The sequence below is a fragment of the Pyxidicoccus sp. M6 genome (genome assembly GCF_055568925.1).
This window is the reverse complement of sequence record NZ_CM145714.1, coordinates 10,264,196-10,282,373: the sequence shown is the minus strand read 5'-3', so window position 1 is coordinate 10,282,373 and position 18,178 is coordinate 10,264,196. Positions and strand designations below refer to the sequence as shown.

Here is an 18,178-nt window from a genome sequence, read left to right as displayed (position 1 = left end):
GGTCGCCCGCTTCCAACTTGTTGAGGGGACGCATGCTCGAGAAGAGCGCTGTGACGAGGGGCAAGTGGATGTTGGCGGCCGCGTGGGCGGTCGTCCTTGTTGGCGCCAGGGTTCAGGGCGCCGAGCTGAACACGCTGCGCAACCTGGATGTGTCGCGCACGGGGTCCGGGGCCCAGGTCGTGGTCACCGGCACCCGTCCGCCCACCTTCACGGTGTTCCGCCTGAGCGGACCGGAGCGGCTGGTGGTGGACCTCTCGTCGGCGGATGCCACGGGAATCAAGGGCCACCACGACGGCTCCGGCCCCGTGGCGGGCGTGGTGGCGTCGCAGTTCTCGGACGAGCGCGCGAGCGTCGGCCGGGTGCTGCTGGCGCTGGACAAGGCGTCCCAGTACGACGTCCGCGCGGACGGAAACCGCGTGGTCATCTCCGTGGACGGCGCCGCCGCACCGGCCGCATCGGAGGGTGCGAAGCGCGCCGAGGCCGCGAAGGCAGCGGAGCCGGTCAAGGCTTCGCCCGCCGCCGCGCCCGTCGAGGCGAAGCGCGCCGAGGTCGTGGCGGCCCCGGAGCCCGTCAAGGCGCCCGTGACGGTGGCGACCGCGTCCCCGGCCGCCGTGAAGCCCGCCGAGCCGGCTCCCGCGCCCGCCGCCGAGGTGGCGGAGGCGCCGCGTGCGCCCGCGAAGCAGGCCCTGCCGGAGAACGTGGTGGCCGCGGAGGCCGACGAGCGCGAGGTCGCCCATCCGGCGCAGCGCATCACCGGCCTGGCCTTCTCTGATGACACCCTGCGCATCCGCGCGGATGGCGACATTGCCCGCTACGAGGTGCTGGAGCTGGCGGACCCGCCGCGGCTCGCGGTGGACCTGTACGGCGTGGGCCTCGCGACCCGTGCGCCGCGCGTGAACAGCGGCGCGCTGAAGGACGTGCGCGTGGGTGCCCACGCGGACAAGGTGCGCCTGGTGCTGGACGTGCGCGGCGAGATGCCCGCCTACCGTGTGGACCGGGCCTCCAAGGGCCTGGAGGTGGTGCTCGGCGGCGCGGTGGCGCGCAAGGCCGCGCCCCGGCCGGAGCCGACGGAAGTGATGGCCTCGGTGACCGAGGTGGAGCCCCTGCGCAACACGCCCGAGCCGACCCCGGCGCAGGCGCCCGCCAACGCGTCGACGGTGGAGGTGAAGGACCTCTCCTTCGAGGAGAACGGCGCGGGTGGCCGCGTGGTGATGAAGCTGTCCGGCACGGCGGGGTGGAAGGTGGACCGTCCGGACCCGCGCAGCGCGGTGCTGACGCTGGACAACGCGCGTCTGCCCAAGAAGCTGGAGCGCAGCCTGGACACCAGCGCGCTGGACACGCCGGTGAAGATGGTCAGCGCCTTCAGCGTCCCGGGTGAGGGCCGCAAGGTGCGCGTGGTGGTGGCCGCCGACGGCGCCATCGAGGAGAAGGTGACGCAGAACGGCGGCACGCTGTCCTGGCGCCTGGACGTGCAGGGCGTGAAGACGGAGCAGGTGGCCGTCGCGCCGCGCACCGCCGGCTTCACCGCCGAGGCGCCGGCCTACGCCGCCGAGGGCGCGCCGCAGCAGGCCCGCTACCGCGGCAAGCGCGTCTCCTTCGAGTTCAAGGACATCGACATCCAGAACCTCCTGCGCGTCATCGCGGAGATTTCCAAGCGCAACGTCGTGCTCGCGGACGACGTCACCGGCCGCGTCACCATCCGGCTGCGCAACGTGCCCTGGGACCAGGCGCTGGACCTCATCCTGCGCACCAAGCAGCTGGGCAAGGAGGAGTTCGGCAACATCATCCGCATCGCCCCGCTGAAGACGCTGGAGGAGGAGGCCCGGCTGCGCCAGGAGCGCAAGAAGTCGATGCAGCAGCTGGAGGAGCTGCTGGTCAACCTCATCCCGGTCAACTACGCGGTCGCCGCCGACATGTCCTCGCGTGTGAAGGACGTGCTCAGCGAGCGCGGCTCGGTGACGGTGGACACCCGCACCAACGTGCTCATCGTGAAGGACGTCCGCGCCAACACGGAGAAGGCCCGCGCGCTGGTGCGCAGCCTGGACACGCAGACGCCGCAGGTGCTCATCGAGAGCCGCATCGTGGAGGCCAACACCACCTTCAGCCGCCAGCTGGGTGTGCAGTGGGGTGGCCAGGCCCTCGCGTCGGCGGCGACCGGCAACACCACGGGGCTCATCTTCCCCAACTCGGTGGCCGTCACGGGCGGCTCGCCGGGCGCGGGTGGCAACGGCCTGCCCGGCACCCCGAACTTCGCGGTCAACCTGCCGGCCTCGGTGGGTGAGGGCTCCGGTGGCGCGTTGGGCTTCGTGTTCGGCTCGGCGGGTGGCGCCCTCCAGCTCAACCTGCGCCTGTCCGCGGCGGAGAACGAGGGCACGGTGAAGACCATCTCCGCGCCCAAGGTGACGACGCTGGACAACAACACCGCCCGCATCAGCCAGGGCGTGTCCATTCCCTTCAGCCAGACGTCCGCCAACGGCGTGAACACGACCTTCGTGGAGGCCCGCCTGTCGCTGGAGGTGACGCCGCACATCACCCAGGACGGCAGCATCCTGATGTCCATCAACGCCTCCAACAACCAGCCGGACCCCGGCAGCACCGGTGCCAACGGGCAGCCCTCCATCCAGCGCAAGGAGGCCAACACGCAGGTGCTGGTGAAGGACGGCGACACCACCGTCATCGGCGGCATCTACGTCCGCCGCGGCAGCACCGCCACCTCGAGGGTTCCGTTCCTGTCGAGCATCCCGGTGCTGGGCCTGCTCTTCAAGAACCACACGGAGCGCGATGACCGGCAGGAGCTGCTCATCTTCATCACGCCCCGCATCCTCAACCGGCAGACCATTGCGCAGAGCCTCTGAGTCGCTGCGCCGCCTCTTCAGGAAAGTGTTCGCCCTATGAAGATGAAGCACACCATCGTCTCGGCCCTGCTGGCGCTCGGCCTGAGTGGCTGTGTCGAAAGCACGCCCGCCCTCCAGATTCAGGGCGCCTCCGCGCAGGCGCCGGATTGCAGCTTCGGCACCTCCAGCAGTGCCGGGCTGCTCCGCGGTTCGGTCGACCTGTTCTTCCGGCCGGGCGGCGGCTACTCCGCGGTCTTCGCCGTCACCTCCAACCTGCAGGCGGCCCCCATCGAGGTCGGGGATCGGCCGGTGTCGGGGGACGAGGACCACAACACCATCTACATCACCGAGCTCGAGCTGAGTTACTCGTCGCCCACGGAGGGCTTCGAGTTCACCGAGCCGGAGGCCACCGTTCCCGTCTTCGGGACGCTGGACGACGAGGGCAACCTGCTCCTCAACATGTTCACGGCCGATGTGGCTACGGACCTGTTGAACTTCGTGCCGACGGGCGGCCCGGTCGAAGTCCTCGTCACCATGAAGCTGAAGGGCAAGCGCGCGTCGGGTGACGAGGAGGAGTCCAACGAAATCGTCTTCCCGGTATCGGTGTACCGGTCGGGTGCGGGCCTCGCGGAGGCGGTATGTGGCACTGGCGGGACGTTTGCTCCGCCCGCGGACCCCTGCGACCAGCGCGGCCTGAACGGCGTGTTGCCCGAGTGCGAAACGGCTCCCTGAGAGCATCCCGCTTGACCGGTCGCCGCCTGCCTCCTAAGAGCCCAAGCCCATGTCCTTCCGCACGCACCTCGAATCGGTGGTCAACCAGGTGGATGGAGCCCTCGCCTGCAGCGTGATGGGCTTCGACGGCATCGCCGTCGACACCTTCCAGCGTGACGAGGCCGCGGAGCTGGAGCTGAGCGGCGCCTGGGTGGAATACGCCAACCTTCTCACCCAGCTCCGTCACGCCGCGGAAGTCCTGAAGACGGGCGCGGTGAGTGAGGTCAGCGTGAACAGCGAGAAGGTGCTGACCGTGATGCGGCTGGTGTCACCGGAATACTTCCTGGTGCTCGCCCTGCGCGCGGACGGTAACTACGGCAAGGGCCGCTACGTCCTGCGCGTGACGGCCCCCAAGGTGCGCGCCGAGCTCTAGGCGCGCCGTGCTTCAAGGTGCGCGCCGAGCCCCTGGTGCGCACCCTGTCAAGCAGTAGTCCAGCCGACACACCCGGCCATTCCTTTCCCCTTCCCTTGCGAGGGGGGCATGGGCTACACACCCCCGACTTTTCAAGCTTTCGAGTGTGAAGGAGTCGGTTGCCATGGCTGGTTTCGTCGATACGTCCGAGTTCCGCAATGGTCTGAAAATCGAGATTGACGGTGAGCCGTTCGTTATCGAGTACTTCCAGCACGTGAAGCCCGGCAAGGGCTCCGCATTCGTTCGTACGAAGATCCGCAGCCTCCTGTCCGGGCGCGTCCTGGAGCCCACCCTCAAGTCCGGCGACAAGGTGGGCCTCCCGGACATCGAGGAGAAGGACATGCAGTTCCTGTATGTCCAGGGCGATGAGTACTACTTCATGGACAACCGCAACTACGAGCAGACCTTCCTCAGTGAGAAGGTGCTCGGAGAGGCGAAGAACTTCCTGAAGGAGAACATCACCGTCTCCGTGCTCTACTGGAACGGCAAGGCCATCTCCGTGAACCTGCCCAACTCGGTGGACCTGAAGGTCATCAAGTGCGACCCGGGCGTGCGTGGCGACACCGTGTCCGGCGCGCTCAAGCCCGCCACCCTGGAGACGGGCTTCACCGTCAACGTCCCGCTCTTCATCAACGAGGGCGACGTGCTCAAGATCGACACGCGTGAAGGTGGCAAGTATCTGACGCGCGTGGCCACCGCGGGCTAGTCGCGCCGGGCCCACGGCGACTTCGAGGGAGAGGGGAACGCGAGAATGGCAACGAAGCGCAAGTCGTCCCGGGCGTCCGAGCCCGCGGGCGCGCCGGCCGCCGCTGGCGCGCGCGACGCGGGCAACACGTCCCTGGACGTGGATGCCCTGCGGCAGATTGTTGAAATCCTCGAGGCCTCGGATGTGACGAGGCTGGTGTGGAAGCGCGGCGAGGAGAAGCTCTTCATCCGTCGCGGGCACGCGCCGGAGACCACCATCGTCCACCACGCGGCCCCGGCCGCGGCGCCCGTGAGCGCGGGCGTGGAGTACACCGCGCCGGTCGCGGCCCCCCGGGCCGCCGCTCACGTATCGGCGCCCGTCGCGACGATCACCCCGGCTCCGGCCGCGGAGAAGCCCGGCCACCTGGTGACGAGCCCCTTCGTGGGCACGTTCTACCGGACGCCCGCGCCGGACCAGCCTCCGTTCGTGGACGTGGGCTCGGTGGTGAAGAAGGGCCAGGTGCTCTGCATCATCGAGGCGATGAAGCTGATGAACGAAATCGAGTCCGAGGTGTCCGGCCGCGTGGCGGAGATCCTCGTGGAGAATGGCCGCCCGGTGGAGTTTGGCCAGGCGCTGTTCCGTATCGAGCCGGCCTGAGTGCCCTAGCGGGCGCGCCGCCTCCCGCGAGCTGACGCGGGCGGCGCGCTCCTTCCGGGCCCGGCCCCTGACGGGGAGACACCCACGTGTTCAAGAAGGTGCTGATCGCCAACCGCGGGGAGATTGCCCTGCGGGTCATCCGCGCCTGCCGTGAGCTGGGCATCGCCACGGTGGCGGTGCACTCCACGGCGGACGCCAACGCGCTGCACGTGCGCTTCGCCGACGAGGCGGTGTGCATCGGCCCGCCGGCGTCCAAGGAGAGCTACCTCAACATCCCGCAACTGCTCTCCGCGGCCGAAATCACCCGCGCGGACGCCATCCACCCGGGCTACGGCTTCCTGTCGGAGAACGCCGAGTTCGCGGAGGTGTGCGAGAACTGCAAGATTCGCTTCATCGGCCCGCGTCCGGAGATGCTCCGGCTGATGGGCAACAAGGTCCGCGCCCGCGCCGCCGCGCGCGAGGCGGGCCTGCCGCTGCTCCCGGGCAGCCCTGGCACGGTGAAGGACCCTCGCGAGGCGGAGGCCTTCGCGCGGGAGATTGGCTTCCCTGTCATCCTCAAGGCGGCCGCCGGTGGCGGCGGCAAGGGGATGAAGATCGTCCGTGAGCCGGGCGCACTGGCCCAGGCGTTCGCCACCGCGCAGGCCGAGGCGATTGCCTCCTTCGCCAACGGCGACCTCTACATCGAGCGGTACGTGGAGAAGCCGCGCCACATCGAAATCCAGATTGTGGCGGACGAGCACGGCAACATCATCCACCTCAATGAGCGCGAGTGCTCGGTGCAGCGCCGGCACCAGAAGCTCATCGAGGAGAGCCCGTCGCCCGCGCTCTCGCCGGAGCTGCGCAAGAAGATGGGTGAGGTGTCCGTGCAGGCGATGAAGAAGCTCGCCTACAACAACGTGGGCACCATCGAGTACCTGCTCGACGAGCGCGGCGAGTTCTACTTCATGGAGATGAACACGCGCATCCAGGTGGAGCACCCGGTGACGGAGCTCGTCACGGGCATCGACCTGGTCCGTGAGCAGATCCGCATGGCGTACGGCCATCCCCTGCGCTTCAAGCAGGAGGACATCCAGATTCGCGGCCACGCCATCGAGTGCCGCGTCAACGCCGAGGACCCGATTACCTTCGCGCCCTGGCCGGGGAAGATTACCGGCTATAGCGTGCCGGGCGGCTACGGCGTGCGCGTGGACTCGGCGGCCTACGAGAACTACACGGTGCTGCCGTACTACGACAGCCTCCTGGCCAAGCTCATCGTCCACGCCGAGGACCGCGAGACGGCCATCCGCCGCATGCAGCGCGCCCTGGGCGAGTATGTGGTGGAGGGCATCCGCACCAACATCCCGTTCCACCGGGCCGCGCTGGCGGAGGAGTCCTTCCAGGAAGGCCAGTACGACACCCGCTTCGTGGAGCGCCTCCTGGCGAGCGAGACGGGCCACCGCCGGCTGAAGAAGGCTGTTGAAGAGACGCCGTAACGCACGTCCACCTACCGTGGCCTCCCGCCTGGAGGGCGGCCACGCGAGCGGATGATCTGGCACCGGGGGGAGCCGGGCTGTTTCTTGACCCGCGTCGGAGCTTTCCGTTAGCCTCCGACACTCCCCACCACTGAGGATGGAAACCCGCGAAGTTCAAGGGGTTTCGGCCTGCCGGAAGCCCACCGCTCGATGGACAAGAACAAGATCATCGAAGCCGCCGCGAAGCTCGTCGCGAAGGGCGCCTACGACAAGGCCATCAAGGAGTACCAGAAGGTCCTCGAGGTCGACCCGAAGGACATCCGGGTCCTCCAGAAGATGGGGGAGCTGTACCAGAAGAAGAACGACAACGCCCAGGCGGCGCACTTCTTCACCAAGGTCGCGGAGAGCTACTCCTCCGACGGCTTCTTCCTGAAGGCCGTTGCCCTCTACAAGCAGGTCCTCAAGCTCAACCCGAACCTGCTGGAGGTCAATCTCAAGCTGGCGGAACTCCACCAGCAGCTCGGGCTGATGTCCGAGGCGATGGCCTACTTCCAGATTGTCGCCAACCACTACGACAAGGCCGGGGATACCAAGGCGTCCCTCGATACCTTGAAGAAGATGGTGGATCTCGACCCGGAGAACGTGGCGTCGAAGATCAAGCTGGCGGAGCTGTACGCGCGCGAGGGCATGACGCGCGAGGCCGCGCAGGAGTTCAAGCGCGCCGCCGAGTACCTCAAGCGCAACGCGCGCGCGGACGACTGGCTCCGCGTGGCGGAGCGGCTCTCCACGCTGGAGCCGGAGAACCTCCCGCTGGCCAAGGAGCTGGCCGTCTCGTACCTGCAGCGCGGCGACCAGAAGCGCGCGCTCGCCAAGCTCCAGGTGTGCTTCAAGGCGGACGGCCGCGACGTGGAGACGCTCACGCTGCTGGCCCAGGCGTTCCAGGGGCTGGGGCAGACCTCCAAGACGGTGTCCGTCTACAAGGAGCTGGCGAAGATCCACCAGGAGCGCGGCCGGCTCACCGAGGCCGAGGCCGTCTGGACGCAGATCGAGGTGCTGGACCCGGAGGACCCGGACCTGCTCGCGCGCCGCGCGCCCGCTCCGGCCCCCGTGGAGCAGCACCAGCCCGTGGCGGCTCCGCAGCCCGCGCCGTCGCCTCGCGCCGCGCCCCAGCAGGCCGCGGCTCCCGTCCAGCCGGCGCCCACGCCCGCGCCCGCCCCGGTGGCGCCGCCGCCTCCGGCGGGCATGGGCCGGGAGCAGCTCGCGAAGCTGCTCACCGAGACGGACGTCTACGTCAAGTACGGGCTCCACGACAAAGCGCTGGAGCACCTGCGCAAGGTCTTCACCGTCGACCCGGAGAACCTGGACGCGCACGAGAAGGCGTATCAAATCTACGTCGCCTCGGGGAACGCGGCGCAGGCGTCCGAACAGCTCCTCAACGTGCTGCGGCTGTGCACGCGCGCCGCGGACGTGCAGCGCGCGCAGCCGTACCTGCTCACCATCCTCAACGAGAACCCGGCGCACCCGGAGGTGCCCGCGTTCCTTTCCGTGCTGCGCGTGGACGGCCCGGTGGCGGCCGCGCCGGCGGCGGTGGAGTCGGTGGGCGAGGACGCCATCCTCGTCGACTCCAGCGACGACGAGATTCTCGTCGCGCCTCCGCCGGAGGACGCGCTGCTGCATCCGCCCGGCGACGAGCTGGCGCTGGCCACGCTGCCCTCGGCCGACTCGGACGAGGTCATCGACGATGACGGGGACTCCGCCGTCGTCAGCGAGGAGGCCCTCGTCGGCGAGGCCGTCTCCGCCGAGCACGACGTGTACGGCTCGCCCGCGCCGGAGGACCTGGCGGCGTCGGCGATGTCCGACGAGACGCTGGTCTCCGAGGACGACGGGCTGGTGCTGACGGACGAGCCCGGCATGGCGCACGTGGACGACGAGCCCCTCGTCGCCCCGTCCGATGACCTGGGCGAGACGGCGGCCTACTCGCTGGAGGACGAGTCGCTGGCGGAGGAGGCCACGGCCACGTCCATGGAGGCGCTGTCGCTCGGCGACGAGGACGAGCCTCCGCCGACGATGATTCGCGCGCCCTCGCGGATGCTGCTCCAGGAGGCCGCGCCGGACACCCTCCAGACGCCCGCGCTGGAGGAGGACGAGGCGTTCGCGGAGGCCGCTCCGCTGGACGTGGAGGACATGCCCACGCGCGTGGGCATCGCCCCGCTGGACCCGTCCATGCTGGAGGAGGACGAGGCCGAGGTCACCTCGACGGCCCTGGGCGACACGCTGGACTACGAGGAGCCCACCGCCTCGCACGCCATTCCGGCGGCGCTCGCGGAAGAGCCCGCCGCGGAGGCGGACTTCTCCGCGCCCGAGGACTTCTCCGAGCCGGAGGACTTCTCCGAGCCCGAGCAGGAGGCCATTCCCGAGGCCGAGGCCGAGGCCGTTCCCGAGGAGGAGCCGGCGTCCGAGGAGTGTGACGAGGCGTCGTTCTTCCTCGACCAGGGCCTGCTGGAAGAGGCGCGCGAAATCCTCGAGACGGTGATGATTGCCTTCCCGGGCCACGTGCGCGCCGGGGAGCTGATGGCGCGGCTGGAGGAGATGGAGGCCGGCGGTGGCGGCGCGGAGGCCGAGGAGGCCTCCGCCGAGCCGGTGTCCGTGCCGCATGTCCAGCCCGTGTCGGAGCAGGAAGTCACCGGGGAGCGCGACGCGTTCGACCTCGCGGCGGAGCTGGCCGGCGAAATCGACAACCTGGGTGACGACTCCGCGTCCGCCGCGCCGGCGGCGGAGGAGGACTTCCAGTACTCGGTGGAGGAGGTGTTCTCCGAGTTCAAGAAGGGCCTCGCCAAGGTGGTGAAGCCCGAGGACGTGGACACGCACTACGACCTCGGCATCGCCTACAAGGAGATGGGCCTGCTCGACGACGCGCTCCACGAGTTCGACGTGGCCCGCCAGGGCTGCGTGGGGACGAAGCGCGAGCTGGACTGCATCACCATGATGGGCATGCTCCAGCTGCTGCGCGGTGACGCCGCGGCGGCGGTGCAGGTCTTCCGCGAGGGGTTGGCCAGCCCGCAGGCCACGGCCGAGCAGAGCAAGGCGCTCGGCTTCGAGCTGGCGGCGGCGTACGAGGCCCTGGGCGAGCAGGGCAAGGCGCTGTACCACTACCAGCGCGTCTCCGCGGTGGACGCGAAGTACCGCGACGTGGCGTCGCAGATTTCCCGGCTGGCCGCGGTGGCGGAGCCGGAGGACGACCCGCTGCCCATGCCGGCGGCGGCCAATGGAGCGAAGGCGGGCGGCACGGCGGCGGCTGCCGCGGCCGTGGCGCCCACCCCGATGCCGGCGGCTGGCGCGTCCAAGGCGCGCAAGGTCGGCTACCTGTAGTCTCCCCCGAGGTCCGGCGACCCCATGACGACCTACCTCGACTTCTTCGAGCTGACCCAGGAGCCCTTCTCCAACGCTCCGGTGAGCCGCTTCTATTACAACTCCGCGCAGCACTCGCAGGCGCTCACCCGGCTGATGCACGCGGTGAGCTACATGAAGGGCCTGTCCATCCTCATCGGGGACATCGGCGCGGGGAAGACGACGCTCGCGCGCCGCATGCTCGACTCGCTGCCCGAGTCCGAGTACGAGGCCGCGCTGCTCGTCATCATCCACTCTGGCATCACCGCCAACTGGCTGCTGCGGCGCATCGCCCTGCAGCTGGGCGTGGAGAACCCCGCGCAGGAGAAGCTCGCGCTCCTGTCGCAGCTCTACCAGCGCCTCCTGCAAATCTACGAGTCCGGCAAGAAGGCCGTCGTCCTCATCGACGAGGCGCAGATGCTGGAGACGCGGGAGCTGATGGAGGAGTTCCGCGGGCTGCTCAACCTGGAAGTGCCGGAGCGCAAGCTCATCTCCTTCGTCTTCTTCGGCCTGCCCGAGATTGAGAAGAACCTGAAGCTGGACCCGCCGCTCGCCCAGCGCGTGGCCATGCGCTACAAGCTGGAGCCCTTCACCGCCGAGTCCACGGAGGCGTACGTCAAGCACCGCCTCCGGCTGGCCGGGTGCCCGCGCATGCCCTTCACGCCGGAGGCGCTGCTCGCGGTGCACGAGCACTCGTCGGGTTCTCCGCGCGTCATCAACACCCTCTGCGACAACGCCCTCTTCGAGGCCTTCCTCGCGCGGCAGGAGACCCTCTCCGCGGAGCTGGTGCACCGCATCGGGAAGAACCTGGGCCTGCAGGGCATCAACACGCCCGCCAGCGGAGCAGCCGAGGGAGCAGGCGCTTCCGTCACGGCGCTGCCACGCACGGCGAACAGCAAGGTGGACCTGGCGGAGATCGACCGCTACCTCGAAGGGCTGGGTAAGCTGTAGGGGCTTTGTCCTCCCCGAGCCGCAACAGCGCGCGCAGGGCGCTCCTGGTGGTGCTCCTCCTCCTGTCGGGGAGCATCCTGCTGTTGCGGATGCAGGCCACGTGGGACGTCGCCTGCACGCTGGCGCGGCGCAACCTGCCGGACGTGCTGGGACTGGACGTGGGCATCGGCCGGTGTGAGCTGGACCCGCTCAACTCGCGCGTCCTCGTCCACGGCTTCTCTCTCTTCCTGCCGGGCACGGACACGCCGCTGGTGGCGGCGGACATGGCGGAGGTGCAGCTCGGCTTCCTGCGGCCCCTCTCCGGCCGGGTGACGCTGGGGCTGGTGAAGGCCTCGCATCCCCGCGTGACGCTGGACTTGTCGCAGCCGTCGCCGCGGCCCGCGAAGAAGTCCGAGGGCTGCTTCCTGGACCCGCTGAAGCGGCTGCGCGTGGCGAGGCTGGACGTCACCGGCGCGGAGGTGCGGCTGGCGCTGCCGCAGGGCCGGCGCGTGGAGGTGGGCGAGCTGGACGTGCGCTGGGCGGAGCGCTGGGGCGTCATCGAGCTGGACGTGGAGGCGCGGCGCGGCCTCGTGCGGCTGGGGCCGGACGGGCAGGAGTTGGCGCTGGGGCAGCTCGCGGTGGCGGGCGCGGTGGACCCGGACGAGGCGCTGCTGGAGCTGGAGCGCGCGGAGGTGTCGCTCGACGACATCACCACCACGGTGTCCGGCCGCGTGGAGAACCTGTGCGACCCGAACCTCGCGCTGGACGCGCAGGTGTTCCTCCCGCTGCGCACGCTGTCCCAGGCGCGCCTGGTGCCGAAGCCGGCCACCGGCCACCTCTGGTCCCGCGTGTCCATCGCCGGCAAGCCCTCGGCGCCCGCGGTGTCGCTGGAGCTGTCCGGCAGCGGGCTCGGCTATGAGCGCTTCGGGCCCACCAACCTCACCGCGCGCCTGTCGTACTCGGGTGACGAGGTGCGGGTGGAGAACCTGGTGGTGCCGGTGGGCGCGGGGAGGGTGAAGGCCACGGCGCGGCTGGGCCTCACGCCGAACCTCCCGCTGGAGGTGTCCCTGTCCACGGAGGACGCGTCGCTGGGCCGAATCCTCGACAGGGCGGGCGTGAAGGGCGCGTGGGTGGACTTCCCGGCCACGCTGGACGCGCAGCTCGAGGGCAACCTGCTGCCGCGCTTCTCGCTGGCCGGCCCGCTGGATTTGCGCACCGGCCCCTTCGTGCTGGCCACGCGCCCGTATGACGCGCCGGAGGACTCGGGGCTCACCATCCTCGAGTTCGACAAGGGGCGCGCGCAGGCGCAGGTGCGGATTGCGGCGGACCGCGTGTCCTTCAACCACATCACCGCGGAGTCGGGCCGCTCGCGCGTGCACGGCGACGTGGCGCTGCTCATCGGCGAGCGGCTGGGGCTGGACATCCACGGCCAGGGCGACCTGGAGCTGTCCGACTTCGGCCACATCGCCGGCCTGCAGTGGGCGGGGCGGGGGAGCGCGACATATTCGATTACGGGCCCTGCGTCCGAGGTGAAGGTGGAGGCGGGCCTGTCCCTGCGCGACTTCGTCTTCTGGAACCTCGCGCTGGGCGTGCTGCAGGGGAAGCTGGGCTATTCGGACGGGGTGCTGGCCTTCCCCGCGTTCACCGGCCAGAAGGGGCGCACGCAGTACTACGGCAAGGCGGGAGTGTCCTTCGGGCGGCTGCTCGGCCTGCGCCTGGAGGTGAATGTCCCGCAGGGGCGCACCGAGGATTTGGTGGACGTGGTGGCGGGGCTGAGCCCGTCGCTCGCGGTGATGCAGGGGACGATGGGCGGCACGGCCACCGGGCGCGTGGAGGTGGACAGCCCGGTGGAGAAGTTGGAGGGGCTGGTGGCCTTCGATGTGAAGGACACCACGTACTTCGGCCGCCGCCTGGGCGACGGCGCCCTGCGCCTGCGCTTCGTGGACGGCAAGGCGATGGTGCTCGAGCGCACCGTGCTGAAGGGGCCGCTGGGGCGCACGTGGGCGGACGGCACCTTCACCTTCGCGGGCGGGCTGGACTACCGCTTCGGAAGCGACGGCCTGTCGCTGGCTGAGACGGTGGGGCCGGAGCTGGCCGAGCGCATGGGCATCACCGGCACCCTGGTGATGGATGGCACCGTGTCCGGCACCGCCGAGGTGCCGGTGGTGGACGCGACGCTGCGCGCGCCGCGCATCACCTTCGCCGGCCGCAACCTGGGCGCCATGGACCTCACCGGGCGACTGGTGGGCAAGGACTTCGAGGTGAAGGGCCACCCGTTCCAGGACGCCTCCGGGCGGCTCGGCTTCAAGGTGCAGGACAACTGGCCATATACGGCGCAGGGCTCGTTCTCCCTGCCGGAAATCCGCCCGCTGCTGCCGCAGGAGCCGCTATGGGCGGGCGTGTCCGGCTCGGTGTCCGGCACGCTGAGCGCGAAGGGGCAGCTCCTGGAGCCCGCCGGCTCGCAGGTGAATGCCACGGTGGACAAGCTGGTGCTGTCGCGCGACGACGTGCACGGGGAGAACGTGGGCCCCATCGTCCTCGCCTACGCGGGGAGCCGGCTGGACGTGCAGCCCTTCCGCTTCCTCGGGCCGTACGTGGACCTGACGCTGGGCGGGTGGATGGGGCCGCGCGGCATGGACGTCACGCTGCGCGGCGGCTGGGACGTGCGCATGTTGGAGTCGCTGTTGCCCGCCAGCGTGGAGCGCGCCACCGGGCGCATCACCGTGGACGCGGAGGCCAGCGGCACACCGGAGTCCCCGTCCGTGGTGGGCACCGCGGAGCTGCTCGACTTGCGGCTGGCGCTGCGCGACTGGCCCGTCAACGTGCGCGGCATGTCCGGGCGCCTGGAGATGACGGGCCAGCGCGTGCTGCTGGAGCACCTGCAGGGCCAGCTCAACGAGGGCCGCGTGTCCGCGCGCGGCGACGTGCGCATGGAGCGCTTCCTGCCCACGCGGCTGGGCCTCACGGTGCAGCTCGATGAAGTCCCCTACCGCCTCACGGAGGATTTGCCCGGCACCTTCTCCGGCCTGCTCCAGGTGAGCGGCCCGGCCCATGGCTTCACCGTCACGGGCGGGCTGGACATCGTGAAGATGCGCTACCAGAAGGCGCTGGACGTGGAGTCGCTGCTCAAGTCGCTCCAGAAGCGCACGTACACGCCCACCGGCTCGGTGACGTCGTCGACGGGCGAGCCTCCCAAGCCGCTCGTCATCTGGGACGTCAACGTGCACTTCGGCGACGTGCGCGTGGACAACAACCTGGCCAAGGCGCGCTTCCTGGGCGACGTGCGGCTGACGGGCACGGACCTGAAGCCCGGCCTCCTGGGGCGCGTGGAGCTGGCGGAAGGCAGCCAGGCGTTCTTCCGCAACAACCCCTTCACCATCAACCAGGGGCAGGTGGAGTTCCAGGACGCCACCGGCATCGACCCCGTCTTCGAGGTACAGGCGCAGACGCAGGTGCGCGAGTACACGGTGAAGCTGCACGCCTTCGGCAAGCCGGCGGACCCGCAGATTCTGCTCTCCTCGGAGCCGGCGCTGGTGGAAGGGGACATCGTCTCACTGCTCACCCTGGGCTTCACCTCGTCCGACAAGGACACGGCGGCCTCGGCGAGCGCCGGCCTGGCGGCCGAGGCCCTCTTCAATGTCTCGGGGCTGGACCGGCAGCTCCAGCGCTTCCTGCCCAGCAACCCGGTGTTGCGGGATTTGTCCCTGCAAATCTCCACCACCTACAACGACGCCACCCGCCAGGCGGAGCCCACCGCACAACTTGAGTCGAAGTTCCTCAGCGAGCAGCTTAAAATCGGTATGACTCAACCGGTGAGCGGGCGCGGAACGCGGGCGCGCGCCGAGTACCGCTTCGACGACCGACTTTCCGCTCAGGCCCAGTGGGACAACGAGAACAGCGAAGCCTCGTTTGGAAACCTCGGGCTCGAGCTGAAGCTGAGCTGGGAGGTCGAGTAGCCCGCGCCGTCATGGCGTGGGTGCTGCTGCTGTGCGTCCTCGTGTCGGGCGCGGCGGCGGCGCAGCCGGAGGGCGAGTCCTGGCCGGAGGTGGTGGCCGTGGAGCTGCACCTGCCGGGCGGCGCGGACGCGGAAGGACTCGCCGGGCTGGTGGCGGTGCGCAAGGGACAGACGCTGGCGCCGGGCGCGGTGCGGCACTCGCTGGAGCGGCTGTGGGCCACCGGGCGCTTCACCGACGTGGTGGCGCGCACCCTGGAGGTTCCGGGCGGCGTGCGGCTGGTGTTCCAGCTCACGCCGGTGGCACGGCTGGCGCGGCTGCGCTTCGAGGGCAACGCGGTGCTGTCCGAGGCGGAGCTCATCGAGGCCAGTGGCCTGCTGGAGGGTGGGCCGCTGGACGCCGAGGAGCTGGAGGGCGCGGTGTCCTCCATCCTCCTGGCGTACCGGCGCAAGGGCTACGACTCTGCGAAGGTGACGGTGCGGCAGGAGCCGGTGACGGACGGGCTCCACGTGCTGATGACCGTGGAGGAGGGCGTGCCCACGCGGGTGCGCATGGTGACCTTCACCGGCAGCCCCGGCTTCCCGCTGCCCCGGCTGCTGGAGGTGCTGGCGATGCGGCCGGGCGAGGTGTTCGACCATGCGCGCCTGGACTCGGGACTGGAGCGGCTGCGCACGCTGCTGCGCGAGGAGGGCCACTGGCGCGCGCAGGTGGGGACGCCCTCGGTGCTGGTGGAGGGCAGCGCGGCCACGGTGGCGGTGCCGCTGTCGGCGGGGCCCCGGTACCTGGTGCGCTTCCATGGCAACCGCCGCTTCCCGGCGACGCTGCTGGAGCGCGTGCTGGCGCACGACGTGGCGGAGTCGCTGGACGAGGTGGTGGCGGGCCGGCTGGCGCGGCGGCTGGAGGCCTTCTACCGCCGCCGCGGCTTCCACGACGTGCACGTGCGTCCGCGCGAGGTGGTGCGTCCGGACGGGGAGCTGGCGGCGCTGGCCTTCGACGTGGAGGAGGGGTTGCCGCTGCGCGTGACGGAGGTGCGCTTCCACGGCAACCAGGGCGTGACGTCGGAGCAGCTGCGCGCGCTGCTCACGGAGCGCGTGCGCGCGGGCGAGCCCCGTCCCGAGCTGGACTTGCGCCTGCTGGATGACCCGCTGAACGCCGAGGGGCGTCTGGGCCCGGAGCAGGGGGACCTGGAGCCGCCGCCGGACCCGTCCACCGTGTACGTGGAGGACGCGTGGCTGGAGGCCGTGGACGCGATGAACGAGCTGTACCGCGAGGAGGGCTTCCTGTCCTCGGCGGTGACGTTCCGCGGACTGACGGTGGACGTGGCGAGCCACTCGGCGGTGGCAGACTTCGACGTGGAGGAGGGCCCGCAGGCGCACATCACCGAGCTGCGCTTCGAGGGCGTGCCGAAGGACGTGCCGCTGGTGGGCGTGAGCATGAAGCTGCGCAAGGGTCAGGCGCTGAGCTTCGACAAGGTGGAGGATGCGCGGCAGACGCTGGAGCACTTCCTGGCCCAGTTCGGCTACCTCTTCGGCAAGACGACCACCGAGACGAGCGTCGTGGAGGACGGGAAGGCGGCGACGGTGGTGTTCCGCACGGACCCGGGCCCGCAGGTGCGCGTGGGGAAGATTCTGGTGCAGGGGCTTACGCGCACGGACCCGGACCTGGTGCTGGCGAACCTGGAGGTGGAGGAGGGCAAGCCCGTCGCGTTGGACCGGCTGACGGAGGGCCAGCGGCGCCTGGCGCGGCTGGGCGTGTTCCGTCAGGTGGACGTGGCGCTGGCGGACCCCACGCGGCGCGAGGAAACGAAGGACGTGCTGGTGACGGTGCAGGAGCGGCCCCGGCTGGACGGCGAGGTGTCCGGCGGCTACTTCCTCGTGGACGGTCCGCGAATCACCCTCGACACGGCCTACCGCAACCTGGACGGCATGGGCCTGAGCCTGCTGGCGCGCGGCAAGGTGAACTACGCGGGCTGGAGCGCGGAGGCGCTGTCCACGGACCGGCGCATCGCCTGCTCGCAGCCGGGGGCGGACGGCGGCCCGGCTCCGGGCTGCGACGCGGAGCTGCAGGGGCTGAGCGGACTGGGCGGACGCGGCAACCTGGCGCTGGCGCAGCCTCGGTTGTTCTTCCTGCTGCCGTTGGAAGTGGGCGCGCGCCTGGACCTGATTGGCGAGCGCGTGCACCGGCCTTCGTACGTGTCCACGCGATTCGCGGCGGCGGCGGCGCTGGACTGGGCGGCGGCGGGGTGGCTGAACGTGTCGCTGTCGTACGAAGTGGAGAACAACCGGCTGCGCTCGCGCGCGGGCGTGCTGGAGTTGCTCAACCGCGCGGACCAGGAGCGGCTGCGCTACCCGTTCGGCGACTTCACGCTGCACTCGCTGCGGCCCTCCGTCACGCTGGACTTCCGGGACGACCCGACGAATCCGCGCCAGGGCGTGGTGTTCATCTCCAGCGCGGAATTCACGCGGGGCCTGAGCGTGAGGCCCACGGACGTCGCGGGCAACCGCGTGGACGGGTACCCGATTGACGGCGTGAAGCTGTCCGGAAACCTGAGCGGCTACATCCCGCTCGGGCGGCGCGCGAGCATGGCGCTGTCGGCGCGCGCGGGCACCATCATCCCGCTGGAGCAGGGTGCGCAGGCCATCGGCTCGAAGCTGTTCTATCTGGGCGGCTCGTCCAGCCTGCGTGGCTTCCGCGAGGACGGCGTGCTGCCGGAGGACGTGCGCGGCGTGTTGCACCAGCGACTGCAGGACTGCCGGGCGCTGATTACGCCTGCGGGGTGCTCGGAGGAGCTGAAGGCGGTGCTGGCGGGGCAGGTGCCGGCGAGCCAGGGCGGCGAGCTCTTCACGCTGGGCAAGGCGGAGCTTCGGCTGCCGGCGCTGTCTTCGTTGGATTTGGGCCTGTTCTTCGAGGCGGGCAACCTGTGGTTGGACCGGACGGCGTTCGAGCCGGGGCGGCTGCGGTACGCGGCGGGCGCGGGTCTGCGGTACGTGACGCCGGTGGGCCCGCTGGCGTTCGACGTGGGCTTCAACCTGGACCCGGACGAGACGGTGAACGAGGCGACCACGCAGTTCCACTTCAGCATCGGCACGTTCTGAAGG

General features: G+C 70.3%; 10 protein-coding genes. All 10 read left to right on the top strand.

From position 1 onward, the window contains the following. Positions 1-32: 32 nt before the first annotated feature. On the top strand, positions 33-2,855 hold the full coding sequence (pilQ, locus tag ACVTJA_RS40410; protein ID WP_465828491.1) for a type IV pilus secretin PilQ: 2,823 nt from the start codon (positions 33-35) through the stop codon (positions 2,853-2,855). A 36-nt stretch (positions 2,856-2,891) separates the two neighbouring features. Beyond that, the gene (locus ACVTJA_RS40405; protein ID WP_465828489.1) at positions 2,892-3,566 is read left to right on the top strand and encodes a hypothetical protein; all 675 of its coding nucleotides are present in this window, start codon (positions 2,892-2,894) and stop codon (positions 3,564-3,566) included. 49 nt (positions 3,567-3,615) lie between these two features. Further along, positions 3,616-3,978, top strand: coding sequence for a roadblock/LC7 domain-containing protein (locus tag ACVTJA_RS40400; protein ID WP_465828487.1), 363 nt, complete (start codon positions 3,616-3,618; stop codon positions 3,976-3,978). Positions 3,979-4,141: 163 nt separating this feature from the next. Then, on the top strand, positions 4,142-4,723 hold the full coding sequence (gene efp / locus ACVTJA_RS40395) for an elongation factor P (protein ID WP_206725438.1): 582 nt from the start codon (positions 4,142-4,144) through the stop codon (positions 4,721-4,723). Positions 4,724-4,768: 45 nt separating this feature from the next. Next, positions 4,769-5,359 carry an acetyl-CoA carboxylase biotin carboxyl carrier protein gene (gene accB / locus ACVTJA_RS40390; protein WP_465828486.1) on the top strand — a complete coding sequence of 197 codons (591 nt, stop codon included), beginning with the start codon at positions 4,769-4,771 and terminating at the stop codon, positions 5,357-5,359. An 86-nt stretch (positions 5,360-5,445) separates the two neighbouring features. Continuing rightward, positions 5,446-6,831, top strand: a complete 1,386-nt coding sequence (accC, locus tag ACVTJA_RS40385) for an acetyl-CoA carboxylase biotin carboxylase subunit (RefSeq protein ID WP_465828483.1) — start codon at positions 5,446-5,448, stop codon at positions 6,829-6,831. A gap of 189 nt (positions 6,832-7,020) precedes the next feature. Continuing rightward, complete coding sequence (gene sgmX, locus ACVTJA_RS40380) at positions 7,021-10,179, top strand: type IV pili formation protein SgmX (RefSeq protein ID WP_465828482.1); 3,159 nt, start codon at positions 7,021-7,023, stop codon at positions 10,177-10,179. Positions 10,180-10,203: 24 nt separating this feature from the next. Continuing rightward, entirely contained in the window at positions 10,204-11,148 is a 945-nt protein-coding gene (locus tag ACVTJA_RS40375; protein ID WP_465828480.1) for an ExeA family protein, read from the top strand. A 5-nt stretch (positions 11,149-11,153) separates the two neighbouring features. Beyond that, a complete protein-coding gene (locus tag ACVTJA_RS40370) occupies positions 11,154-15,083 on the top strand; it encodes a translocation/assembly module TamB domain-containing protein (RefSeq protein WP_465828478.1) in 3,930 nt (1,309 codons plus the stop codon). Positions 15,084-15,094: 11 nt separating this feature from the next. Beyond that, entirely contained in the window at positions 15,095-18,175 is a 3,081-nt protein-coding gene (locus ACVTJA_RS40365; protein ID WP_465828476.1) for a BamA/OMP85 family outer membrane protein, read from the top strand. The last annotated feature ends 3 nt before the right edge of the window (positions 18,176-18,178 follow it).

Bases quoted from the DNA above. Each gene is read 5' to 3' on its own strand.
- ACVTJA_RS40405 (WP_465828489.1), top strand. From the start codon at position 2,892: ATGAAGATGAAGCACACCATCGTCTCGGCCCTGCTGGCGCTCGGCCTG.
- sgmX (WP_465828482.1), top strand. From the start codon at position 7,021: ATGGACAAGAACAAGATCATCGAAGCCGCCGCGAAGCTCGTCGCGAAG.
- ACVTJA_RS40400 (WP_465828487.1), top strand. From the start codon at position 3,616: ATGTCCTTCCGCACGCACCTCGAATCGGTGGTCAACCAGGTGGATGGA.
- pilQ (WP_465828491.1), top strand. From the start codon at position 33: ATGCTCGAGAAGAGCGCTGTGACGAGGGGCAAGTGGATGTTGGCGGCC.
- ACVTJA_RS40375 (WP_465828480.1), top strand. From the start codon at position 10,204: ATGACGACCTACCTCGACTTCTTCGAGCTGACCCAGGAGCCCTTCTCC.
- efp (WP_206725438.1), top strand. From the start codon at position 4,142: ATGGCTGGTTTCGTCGATACGTCCGAGTTCCGCAATGGTCTGAAAATC.
- ACVTJA_RS40365 (WP_465828476.1), top strand. From the start codon at position 15,095: ATGGCGTGGGTGCTGCTGCTGTGCGTCCTCGTGTCGGGCGCGGCGGCG.
- accB (WP_465828486.1), top strand. From the start codon at position 4,769: ATGGCAACGAAGCGCAAGTCGTCCCGGGCGTCCGAGCCCGCGGGCGCG.